This window comes from Roseicyclus amphidinii (genome assembly GCF_030163755.1).
GTDB lineage: Bacteria > Pseudomonadota > Alphaproteobacteria > Rhodobacterales > Rhodobacteraceae > Roseicyclus > Roseicyclus amphidinii.
The window spans coordinates 1-11,076 of the sequence record NZ_JASJOE010000083.1; the positions used below are offsets into that span (position 1 = coordinate 1).

11 protein-coding genes are annotated in these 11,076 nt (G+C 68.3%); 2 read left to right on the plus strand and 9 right to left on the minus strand.

Going from position 1 to position 11,076, the window contains the following annotated elements:
• The first annotated feature begins 260 nt into the window (after positions 1–260).
• Complete coding sequence (gene phnF / locus QQK83_RS17445) at positions 261–977, plus strand: phosphonate metabolism transcriptional regulator PhnF (RefSeq protein WP_284266436.1); 717 nt, start codon at positions 261–263, stop codon at positions 975–977.
• Here the strand turns inward: phnF and QQK83_RS17450 are convergent.
• The 9 genes from QQK83_RS17450 to QQK83_RS17490 form a co-directional block, all read right to left on the minus strand.
• Positions 974–2,248: a flavin-dependent oxidoreductase gene (locus tag QQK83_RS17450; protein ID WP_284266437.1), complete on the minus strand. Its 1,275-nt coding sequence runs from the start codon at positions 2,246–2,248 to the stop codon at positions 974–976. The two genes, phnF and QQK83_RS17450, sit on opposite strands and share 4 nt — an antisense overlap.
• A gap of 3 nt (positions 2,249–2,251) precedes the next feature.
• Positions 2,252–2,851 (minus strand): protocatechuate 3,4-dioxygenase subunit alpha, encoded by a 600-nt coding sequence (gene pcaG / locus QQK83_RS17455; RefSeq protein ID WP_284266439.1) that lies wholly within the window; start codon positions 2,849–2,851, stop codon positions 2,252–2,254.
• A gap of 3 nt (positions 2,852–2,854) precedes the next feature.
• A complete protein-coding gene (pcaH, locus tag QQK83_RS17460) occupies positions 2,855–3,580 on the minus strand; it encodes a protocatechuate 3,4-dioxygenase subunit beta (protein ID WP_284266441.1) in 726 nt (241 codons plus the stop codon).
• Positions 3,577–3,957, minus strand: a complete 381-nt coding sequence (gene pcaC / locus QQK83_RS17465) for a 4-carboxymuconolactone decarboxylase (RefSeq protein ID WP_284266444.1) — start codon at positions 3,955–3,957, stop codon at positions 3,577–3,579. Before pcaC ends, pcaH begins: the two co-directional genes overlap by 4 nt.
• A gap of 52 nt (positions 3,958–4,009) precedes the next feature.
• Positions 4,010–5,179 (minus strand): 4-hydroxybenzoate 3-monooxygenase, encoded by a 1,170-nt coding sequence (pobA, locus tag QQK83_RS17470; RefSeq protein WP_284266446.1) that lies wholly within the window; start codon positions 5,177–5,179, stop codon positions 4,010–4,012.
• A gap of 64 nt (positions 5,180–5,243) precedes the next feature.
• Positions 5,244–6,206, minus strand: a complete 963-nt coding sequence (locus tag QQK83_RS17475) for an ABC transporter ATP-binding protein (protein ID WP_284266448.1) — start codon at positions 6,204–6,206, stop codon at positions 5,244–5,246.
• On the minus strand, positions 6,203–8,080 hold the full coding sequence (locus QQK83_RS17480; RefSeq protein ID WP_284266450.1) for a dipeptide/oligopeptide/nickel ABC transporter permease/ATP-binding protein: 1,878 nt from the start codon (positions 8,078–8,080) through the stop codon (positions 6,203–6,205). The genes QQK83_RS17475 and QQK83_RS17480 overlap by 4 nt, the downstream gene beginning before the upstream one ends.
• Complete coding sequence (locus QQK83_RS17485; protein WP_284266452.1) at positions 8,077–9,024, minus strand: ABC transporter permease; 948 nt, start codon at positions 9,022–9,024, stop codon at positions 8,077–8,079. Before QQK83_RS17485 ends, QQK83_RS17480 begins: the two co-directional genes overlap by 4 nt.
• A gap of 128 nt (positions 9,025–9,152) precedes the next feature.
• Complete coding sequence (locus QQK83_RS17490) at positions 9,153–10,724, minus strand: ABC transporter substrate-binding protein (RefSeq protein WP_284266455.1); 1,572 nt, start codon at positions 10,722–10,724, stop codon at positions 9,153–9,155.
• A 120-nt stretch (positions 10,725–10,844) separates the two neighbouring features.
• Between QQK83_RS17490 and QQK83_RS17495 the strand changes: the two genes are divergently transcribed.
• Positions 10,845–11,076: DUF1028 domain-containing protein (locus QQK83_RS17495; RefSeq protein WP_284266457.1), on the plus strand; the 232-nt coding region annotated here is incomplete at its 3' end.

The following is an 11,076-nucleotide window of genomic DNA, read 5'->3' on the forward strand; positions in this document are numbered from 1 at the left end:
CTTCCGATCTCGGGCGCGCGCAGCACCTCGTGGGCAGGCGGCTCGGGCGCATGGGTGGCCCAGAGCGCGCGCAGACGCTCGGCGGGGGCCTTGGCCAGCGTGGACAACCGCGCGCGGCGGGCCTCGGTCGCTGGGTGGGTCTTGGTGTCGGTGACAGACATCTTGCGGAGTTGTCCATTTATTTATACAACTATACAACTCTTTTCTCACACGGGCCGCGGCACCGCAAGATCCGCGCCCATGAAGTTTTGGTGACACCGATGGGCCGCTCCCCGCTCTGGACCTCGATCCGGGACCATATCGCCGAAGAGATCGCCCGCGGGCATTACGCCCCCGGCGACCGCCTGCCGACCGAGGCGCAGCTGTCGGACCGCTTCGGCGTGAACCGCCACACGGTGCGCCGCGCGCTGGCCGACCTGGCCGAGGCGGGCACGGTCCACGCGCGCCGCGGCGCGGGCGTCTACGTGCGTCACCGGCCCACTGCCTACCCGTTGGGCCGCCGCGTGCGGTTTCACCAGAACCTGCTTGCCGCAGGGCGCGTGCCCGACAAGCGTATCCTGCTGCTCGAGACCCGCGGCGCGAATGCCGAGGAAGCACAGGCGCTGCGGCTCGAGGCCGGCGCGCAGGTGCATGTCTACGAGGGCCTGAGCCTTGCCGATGGCACGCCCATCGCGCTCTTCCGGTCGGTTTTTCCCGCCGCGCGCTTCCCGCGGATGCTGGAGGCGCTGGCCGACAGCCAGTCGGTCACCGCGGGCTTCGCCGCGCATGGGCTGGCCGATTACACCCGTGCCTCGACCGAGATCACGGCGAAACCCGCGACGCCCACGCTGGCCGCGCAGCTGCAGCTGCCCGCGGGGGCCGCGATCCTGCGCACGGTGGCCGTGAACGTGGACGCCGAGGGGCAGCCGGTGGAGTTCGGCCGCACCTGGTTCGCGGGCGACCGCGTGGCGCTGACGCTCGGGGCCGAGGGGCTTTAGGCCACCCGCGCGCCCGGCGCGATGGTCGGCGGCGCTGCGTTCAGCGCTTCCATGGCGAAGCCCGCGGCGGCCTTGTAGCCCGCCATGAAGGCGGCGCGCTCCTCGGGCGGGATCACCGCGTCGATATCCTCGAACACGCCCCCGCAGCGTTCGTCGAGCAGGTTCAGAAGGCCAAAGGGCCCCGCCCCCCGATTGCGCGTCTGCACCGCCGAGACCGGCGCGCAGAGCTTCGCGTCATAGGCCGCCAGCGCCGCGGGCGTCACGCCATGGTCCAGCATCATGGCACCGATGGTGCGGGCATCCACGATCGCCTGGCTCGCCCCGTTCGAGCCGGTGGGATACATCGCATGCGCCGCATCCCCCATCAGGGCCACGCGTCCCTCGACCCAGGTCGGCAGCGGTTCGCGGTCGATCATCGGGTTCTCGTAGGCGCAATCGGCCTGCGCCAGCATCTCGGGCACATCGAGCCAGTCGTAGCGGAAGCCCTCGAAATGATGGATGAACTCCTCCAGCGCGACGGAGCGGAACCACCCGTCCTGCTGCCAGCCGTGGGAGGGATCGACCGTGACCTCGGCAATCCAGTTGATCAGCGCCATACCCTGCGCATCGGGTTCCGAGATCGGGTAGATCACCATCCGGTGCCGATGCGTGCCGAGGCCCACGAAGGACGCGCCGGTGCGCAACGGTTTCGCGCGCACCGTGCCGCGCCACATGATCGCGCCGCCCCATTGCACGCCGGGGTCGTCGGGGTGCATCTGCGCGCGGACACCCGAATGGATGCCGTCCGCCCCGACCAGAAGCGCGCCGCGCAGCTCGGAGCGGCTGCCGTCGGCATGGCTCAGCTCGGCCATGACGCCCTCGGCGTCCTGCGCGTAGCCGGTCACCCGCGCGCCCAGCGTGATCGCATCCGCGCCCAGCCGGTCGCGCGCGGCCTCGTAAAGCGCCATGTGGAACGCGCCGCGATGAACCGCGTATTGCGGCCAGCGGTAGCCCGCCAGCGTGCCGCGCGGCTCGGCATAGACCTCGCGCCCGTTCAGCCCCACCAGCGCCCATTCCCGCGCCGGAAGGCCGACGGCCCCCAGCACGCCTTCGCCCAGCCCCATGTCGTAGAGCTCGCGCACGGCGTTGGGTTGCAGGTTGACGCCCACGCCCAGCGGCTTCATCTCGCGCGCGGCCTCGATCACGCGGGCCTCGACCCCGATCTGGTGCAGGGTCAGCGCAAGGCTCAGGCCGCCGATGCCGCCACCGGCGATAAGGACAGGGTCGGTCATGTGTCAGATATCCAGGAAAACGGTTTCGCCCGCGCCCTGCAGGCGGATGTCGAAACGGTAGGCACCGGGCGCCGTGCGCTGCGCGATCAGCGTCTGCGCGCGGGCGGGCGGGTCGATGCGCGACAGAAGCGGGTCGGAGGCGTTGTCGGCATCCTCGAAATAGAGCCGCGTGTGCAGCCCGATGTTGATCCCCCGCGCCACGATCCAGAGCGAAACATGCGGCGCCATAGCGCGCCCGTCATGGCCGGTGACCGCGCCGGGGCGGATGGTGCGCAGCGTGAACTCGCCCGTGTCCTTGTCGGCGGCGAAGCGGCAGAAGCCGCTGACAAGCGGGTCCGCGCCCGGCGTGCCGGGGTAGCGGCCCGCGGCATCGGCCTGCCAGCTTTCGATCATCGCGTCACGGAGCGGCGCGCCCATCCCGTCCAGCACCGCGCCGGTGATGGTCACCACCTCACCCGCGGCCCCTTCGGAAAAGGGCGACAGGCCAAGATCCTCGGGATAGACGCCGGGCAGCCCGGCAAAGCTGGGGATGCAGCCGATATGGACGTAGGGGCCCGCCGTCTGGCTGGCGGTTTCCGTCAGGGTTTCAAGCGGTTGCACCATGGCTCACATCCCTTCGAGGCGGTTCTCGAACATCGTCTGACGCCGCCCGCGCAGCACGATGTCGAAGCGGTAGGCAAGGTAATCCATCGGACGGCTCGCCCCGATGTCGAGCGGCGCGACCAACCGGTCGAGCTGCGCGCGGTCGCGCACGGTGGCGGCGATGGGGCAACGGTCGATCAGGGGATCGCCTTCGAAATACATCTGGGTGATGAGCCGCTGGCCGAAGGCATGGCCGAAGACCGAGACATGGATATGCATCGGCCGCCAGTCATTGCCCCGGTTGGGCCAGGGGTATGCGCCGGGGCGCACGGTCATGAACTCGTAGACGCCATGCTCATCGGTCAGGGTCCGGCCGCAGCCGCCGAAATTCGGGTCGAGCGGGGCGAAATACCCGTCCTTCACATGGCGGTAGCGCCCGCCCGCGTTGGCCTGCCAGATCTCGACAAGCGTGTGCGGCACGGGCCGCCCGTTCTCGTCCAGCACCCGGCCATGGACGCGGATGCGCTCGCCGATGGCCAGCCCCTCGCCCCCGCTGAAGTTGCGGATCAGGTCGTTGTCGAGCGGGCCGATCAGGCCGTGGCCGAAGCGCGGGCCGGTTTCCTCGGAGGGCGTGGACTCCAGCGACAGGAGCGGCAGGGTGGGCGAGCGGGTGACCGAGGTCTTGTAATCGGCATACCGCGGCACCGGGTGCGCGTCGCGGCGGCGCGGGATCAGGCGGCCCGTGGTCATTCGTTATCCTCCATCTCCGCGAAAATACGCTTGGCAATTCTTATGGCAGAGTTCGCGCGCGGCACGCCGGCGTAGATGGCGACATGCTGGAACACCTCCATCACGTCCTCGGCGCTGGCCCCGGTCCGCGCTGTGGCGCGCAGGTGCAGCTCCAGTTCCTCGTGATTGCCCAGCCCCGCCAGAAGCGCCAGCGTCACCATCGAGCGTTCCCGCCGCGTCAGCGCGTCCGAGGCCCAGACGGTGCCCCAGGCCGCTTCGGTGATCAGCCGCTGGAACGGCGCATCGAGCGGGCTTGCCGCGGCCTCGGCCCGGTCGACATGTGCGTCGCCCAGAACGGCGCGGCGCACCTCGGTGCCCTTGGCGTGTCGGTCTGTCATCCTGTCGTCTCCCCTGCCCCGTTCTGCCACGCCAATGCCCGCAATGGAACGCTCAGAACGGCAGGCCGATGTAATTCTCGGCCAGGTCCCGCCGCGCGGTTTCCGATTGCGACAGGTGCAACAGCGTCGCGCGGCGCATCTCGGCGGCGAAACTGTCCTCGCCGTCGAAGCGGTGAACCATCATCGTCATCGACCAGGAAAAGCGCATCGCCTTCCAGATGCGCCTGAGCGCGCGCTCGGAATAACTGTCGATGCCGGCGGTCTCGCCGTGCCTGACCGCGTCGATCAGCGCCCGGTGCAGGTAGAACACGTCCGACACCGCCAGGTTCAGGCCCTTGGCCCCCGTGGGCGGCACGATATGCGCGGCATCCCCCACCAGGAACAAACGACCCCAGCGCAACGGCTCGCTCACGAAGGAGCGCAGCGGCGCGATGGATTTCTCGATCGACGGACCGGTGACCAGCGTCTCGGCCACCTCGCCGGGAAGGCAGGATTTCAGCCGCTCCCAGAACCGGTCATCCGACCAATCCTCGACCCGGTCCGACAGGGGGACCTGCACGTAATAGCGGCTCAGCATCGGGTTGCGCATCGAGGCCAGCGCGAAGCCATTGGCGGAATTGGCGTAGATCAGTTCGTCATGGGCGGGCGGCGTGCGCGACAGAAGCCCCAGCCAACCGAAGGGATAGACGCGTTCATACTCGCGCCGGACGCTCTCGGGGATGGTCCTGCGGCTGACGCCGTGAAACCCGTCGCAGCCCGCCACATAGGCACAGTCGATGCGCTTCCGCGCGCCGTCATGCGTGAACTCGACAAAGGGCGCATCGCTGTCGGCGTCGCGGATCGCCACCTCCGAGACCTCGTGCAGGATCGTCGCCCCCATCGCATCCTGCGCGGCGTAAAGGTCGGCCGTAACCTCGGTCTGGCCATAGACCATGACCGTCTTGCCGGTCAGCGCGCCAAAGTCGATGCGCACCATCAAATCGCCGTCGCTGAAGATGCAGCCCTCGTGAGGGTGCCCCTCGCGCAGCATGCGCTCGCCCGCGCCGGCCTTTTGCAGCATCTCGACCGTGCCCGCCTCGAGCACGCCCGCGCGGATGCGGCTCAACACGCGCTCGCGCGGGCTGCGTTCCAGCACCACGGTTTCCACGCCCGCCCGGTTCAGAAGCTGCGACAAGAGCAGGCCGGACGGCCCGCCCCCTATGATGACGACATCTGTTTTCACGACGACCCCTCCCCCCGACGCGCGAGAACCTAGGGCCGGTCGCGCGCCATGACCAGAGGGCGCGTCACCCGCCGAGCGGGTGGAAACAGGCGGCGGCCTGTCCCTTGGCGTCCTCGGCCAGCATCGGCACCTCGGCGGCGCAGCGCTCGCTGGCCCGCGGACAGCGCGCGCGGAAGGCGCAGCCGGTGGGCGGGTTCAGCGGGTCGGGAAGCTCGGTCTCCTTCGCCTCGGGCGCGGTCAGCGGGCGGCCCACCACGGGGGCGCTGTCGGCCAGAAGCTTGGTGTAGGGATGGCGCGGCGCGCGGAAGATATCCTCGGCCCGGCCCAGTTCGACCACCGATCCGAAATACAGCACCGCGATGCGGTCCGACACGGCCTCGACCACCGCCAGGTCATGCGAGATGAAGAGATAGGTCAGGCCAAGCCGCGCCTTGAGATCGGCCAACAGGTTCAGCACCTGCGCCTGCACCGACACGTCGAGCGCCGAGACGGGCTCATCAAGGATCAGGATGCGTGCTTCGGCGGCGAGTGCGCGGGCGATGCCGATGCGCTGCGCCTGCCCGCCGGAGAACTCGTGCGGGTAGCGGTCGAGGAACTCTTCGCGCAAGGAGACGGTTTCGAAGATCTCGGCGATCCGGGCGCGACGCTGCGCGGCGTCCATGCCGTGCAGCAGTTTCAGCGGCGCGTCCATGATCTGCCGGATCGTCTTGCGGGGGTTCAGGCTGCTGATCGGGTCCTGGAAGACATACTGGATGCGCTTGCCGAAGACCGCCGGATCGGCATTGTCCAGCGCCGCGCCCTCGATCTCGATCGTGCCGGTGGTGGGCTCCAGGAGCCCCACCAGCATCCGCGCCAGCGTGGACTTGCCGCAGCCGGATTCGCCCACGATCCCAAGGGTTTCACCCGGCATCACGTCCAGCGTGACCGGGTGGACCGCGCGCACGCCGGGGCGCTCGGGGCCGAAGAGGGTTCGACCTAGGGGAAAGGTCTTCGACAGGCCTTCGAGGCGCAGCGCGGGCGTGGTCATCGGGCGGCCTCCTGTGGCTCGACGGGATGGATGCAGCGCAGGGCGCGGTCGCCCGCGCGGTCGAGCGTGATCTCGCCTGCGCGGCAGGCCTCGGTCGCCCGGTCGCAACGGGGGGCAAAGGCGCAGCCAGGCGGGAGGTCATCGACCGCGGGCGGCAGGCCGGGGATGGCCTCCAGCCTGCGCCTGCCGCCGCCCAGTTCCGGCACGCAAGCCATGAGCCCCGCGGTGTAGGGGTGGCGCGGCGCGTCGAGGATGGCGCGCGTCGGCCCCTCCTCCACGATGCGGCCGGCATACATCACCGCGACCCGGTCGCAGAGCTGACCCACGACGCCAAAGTCGTGCGTTATGAAGACGATAGCCAGCCCCCGCTCGCGGCGCAGGTCGTCGAGCAACGACAGGATCTGCGCCTGCACGGTCACGTCCAGCGCGGTCGTGGGTTCGTCGGCGATGATGACCTCGGGATCATTGGCCAGCGCCATGGCGATGCCGACGCGCTGGCGCATGCCGCCCGACATCTCGTGCGGGTAATCGTTCACGCGGGAGGCGGCGTTGGGGATGCGGACGGCCTCGAGCAGCTCGATGGCCTTCTTGCGGCCTTCCTCGCGGGAGATCGCGCGGTGAACGCGGATCGCCTCGATCAACTGGTCGCCCACGCGGTAAAGCGGGTGCAGCGTGGCGAGCGGGTCCTGGAAGATATAGGCGACCTCGCGCCCCCTGAGCGTCCGCAGCTTGCGATAGGGCGCGCCGACCAGATCCTCGCCCCGGTAATGCACGGACCCGCCCGTGATCAGCCCGGGGGGCGAGGCGACAAGGCCCATGACCGACAGCGCGGTGACGGATTTTCCCGAACCGGATTCTCCAATGATCCCAAGGCATTCACCGGGCTTAACCGAAAGCGTCACGCCGCCCACGGCGCGATAGACGCGGTCTTTGACGTGGAACTGCGTCTGCAGGTTGTCGAGCGTCAGGATGCCCTCGTTCTGCTGGCTCTCGGGCTGGCGCGTGGGGGCGACCAGCGTGGCGGGAAGCGGGCGGTTCAGCGCGCCCGATTTCAGCCGCGGATCGAGCGCGTCGCGGATGCCGTCGCCGAGCAGGTTGATCGCCATGACGATGATCAGGATCATCACGCCCGGCACGATGGAGCTGTGGGGGTTGGTGATCAGCGCCGAGCGCGCCTCGCCCAGCATGGAGCCGAGATCGGCGACGGGGGGCTGCGAGCCGAGGCCGAGGAACGACAGGCCCGCGGTCTCGAGGATCATCCAGCCCACGGTCGTGGACATGGCGATGACGATGACGGGAACGACGTTGGGCAGGATCTCGGTCAGGATGATCCTTGCGTCCGACATGCCGGACAGACGGGCCGCATCGACGAATTCCTTATGCGCGATGCCCACCGTTATCCCCCTGATATTGCGCGCAAAAAACGGGATGTTGACGGCGGCCACCGCGATCAGCGCATTCATCAGGCCGGGGCCGAGGGCGGCCACGATGGCGAGCGCCAGAAGGATGTAGGGAAAGGCCATGAGCATGTCGACGCCGCGCATGATCACGTTGTCGGTGCGCCCGCCATAGTAGCCCGCGACGATGCCGATGGCGGCCCCGATACTGGCCGCGACAAGGGCGGCGGCGAAGCCGACGGCAAGCGACAGGCGGGTGCCCCACATCAGGCGACTGAGAAGGTCGCGGCCGAGGTGGTCGGTGCCGAGAAGCGCGCCGTCGGAGAAGGGCGGCAGGAAGCGGTTGCCGGTGTCGGTGATGTTGGGCGGCTTGAGCGGCAGAATGGGGGTGAGGAGCGCCAGAAGAACGACGATCCCCATCACGACCAACCCGCCAAGGGCGAGGCGATTGCGCGCCAAGAGCTTGAGAAAGCTCATGTTTTGATCCTCGGGTCGAGGAGGGATTGGGCCACGTCCACGACGATGTTGAAGAAGACGTAGCAGGCCGCGACGAAGACGACGCCACCTTGCACCAGCAGGATGTCGCGGCGGAGGATGGCGTCGACCAGCATCCGGCCGATGCCGGGCCATTGGAAGACGACCTCGATATAGACCGCGCCCGAGAGGACGAAACCGGCCTGGATGCCGAGGACGGGGATGATGGACACCATCGCCGCGCGCAGCGCGTGGCGCCAGATAACCCCCCGTTCCGGAACACCTTTTGCCCGCGCGGTGCGGATGAAATCCTGCCTTAGAACCTCGAGCATGGCGGAGCGGGCGAGGCGCGCGATCACGCCTGTCGCCACGACCGAGAGGGCGAGGGCCGGGAGGGTGAGGTGGCGGAGCAAGGCCCAAAGGTCGCGGTCGCCGAAGATGGGCCACATGCCCGAGGCCGGGAAGAGGCGCAGGTTCACGGCGAAGGTGAGGATCATCATCATGCCGAGAAAGAAGGAAGGTATTGATATCCCTAGCAAAACGACGAAGGTGATGGCCTTGTCGGCGGGGCCATACTGGTTCGCCGCCGAGACCACGCCGGCGACGATGCCCAGCACCGAACACAGCACGAAGCTGGTTCCGGCGAGCACCAGCGTGGCGTTGAAGCGTTCCAGCACCTCGTCCAGCACGGGACGGTTGAGGTTGAAACTCCGCCCGAAATCGCCCTGAAGCATGTTGCCGAGCCAGATAAAATATTGCTGGATCAGGGGCTTATCGAGACCCAGATCCTCGTTCAGCCGGGCCACGTTCTCGGGCGTGGCGAAGCTGCCGAGGATGGCGGTGGCCGGGTCGCCGGGGATCAGCGCCATGATCGCAAAGACGATGACGGAGATGCCGAACAGCACCGGGATGGCCGAGATCAGGCGGCGGAGGATGTAGCGGGTCATGGCGGGCCTTGGGGTGTGCTACCCGGAAAAACGGGGCATGCACAGGGCATACACACCCCGTGCACACCCCGTGCATACGCGATGCACCCGCGCGGCAAGGGCCCCTGCCCCCGCCGCGCGGGTCGGTTTCAGTTCTTCACCACGTCATCGAGGAGCAGGAAGAAGGAGGGTTCGAGCGCGAAGTTCTCGACCGCGTCCGAGGTTACGGCGTTCTGCACCCAGTTGGCGACGAAGACCCACGGGGCGTCTTCCTGCACGATGACCTGCATCTCGCGGTAAAGCTCGGCGCGGCGGTCCTGGTCGGTCGAGGTGCGGGCCTCTTCCAGCAGGGCGTCGACGGTCGGGTTGGAGTAGTAGCCCGAGTTGAAGCCGCCCTGTTCCGGCCAGGCTTCGGTGCGCAGCGCGAGATAGGGGAGCGTGTCGGGGTCGTTCGTCATCCACGCCATTTGCGCGGCGTCGGCTTCCCCCTCGAGGCCGGGGTTCACGCGGCCGAGGAAGGTGTTCCACTCGTAGGTCTCGATGGTGACGTCGAAGCCCACGGCCTCGAGATCGGCCTGGATGGCGGTGCCCATGGCGACGGGGTCGAGCATGCCCGATCCGCCCTCGGTCACGTAGAAGGTGATCTCGGGGTTTTCCATCCCCGCCTCGGCCAGCAGGGCGCGGGCGCGGTCGGGGTCGTAGGGATAGGGTTCCAGCGCCTCGTTATAGGCCCATGCGAAGGCGGGGGGCGTGGGGCCCGCGGCGACATCTGCGGTGCCTTCGAGGACATCCTCGACCAGCGCGGTCTTGTTGATCGCGTAATTCGCGGCCTGCCGCACGGCCTGCTCGGTGAAGGGCCCTTCGCGCATGTTGAGGATCAGGAACCAGACATGGGGGCCTGCCTGTTCGACGATGCGGAAATCGTCGCCTTCGAATTCCGACAGAGCCACCGGGGGAACTTCGACCATCAGGTCGATGCCGCCCGAGAGCATCTCGGCCACGCGGGTGTTGGCGTCGGTGATCGGGCGGAAGATGACCGCGTCGAGCGAGGGCGCGCCGTCCCAGTAGTCGGGGTTGGCTTCGATCACGACAGCCTCGTTCGAGCGCCATTCGGTGAAGGTGAAGGCACCGGTGCCGGACGGGTTGCGCCCGAAATCCTGCCCATGCTCCATCACCGCGGCGGGCGAGACGATGAGGCCGGTGGGATAGGCGAGGTTCGACAGGAAGGGCGCATAGGGCGCGTTCAGCGTGAAGCGGACGGTCAGGTCGTCCACGGCCTCGACGCTCTCGATGGAGGAGAAGAAGAAGGACAGCGGGAAGGGGCCGGTGTCGTGGTAGGGGTGATCCTCGTTCAGCATCCGCTCGAAGTTGAAGACCACGGCCTCGGCGTTGAAGGGGGTGCCGTCGTGGAAATTCACGCCGTCGCGGAGCGTGAAGGTATAGACGGTGCCGTCGTCCGAGATGGTCCAATCGGTCGCCAGCGCCGGTTCCACCTCGAGCGTGCCCGAGGCGTAGCGGACGAGACCGTCATAGACGTTCATCAGGATGCGGAAGTCGTTGACCGCGGTCACGGCATGGGGGTCGAGCGCCTGCGGCTCGGCCACCTGGCCCACGACGAGGACGCCGGGGGGTGTCTGGGCCGCGAGCGGGGCGGCGAGTGCCAGCGCCAGCGCCGTGCCGGAGGCCAGCACCGCGCGGCGGGTCATGTCGAGAAGTCTCATGATGTCTTGTCCTCTCCTGTCGGGCGGGCATCCTGCGGGATGCCGATAATTTTTCACTATGAATTGGATGAGGCCAAATTATCATGATAAATGCAAGACCGATAGAACGGAGGCCCCGGCGTGACCATTTCGATCCTCGCAATTGATGAAAAAACAGGCCGATTGGGCGGTGCGGCGGCCACGGGCAGCCTGTGCGTCGGCGGCTGGGTGCTGCGGGGCGGGGCCGAATCGGGGATGTCGGCGAGCCAGGGCACCGCGCCCTCGACGCTTTGGGGCGAGGATGTGCTGGCGCGCATGGCGGGCGGGCTGGGGGCGGCCGAGGCTGTGGCGGCGGTGACCGGCCCGGATGCGG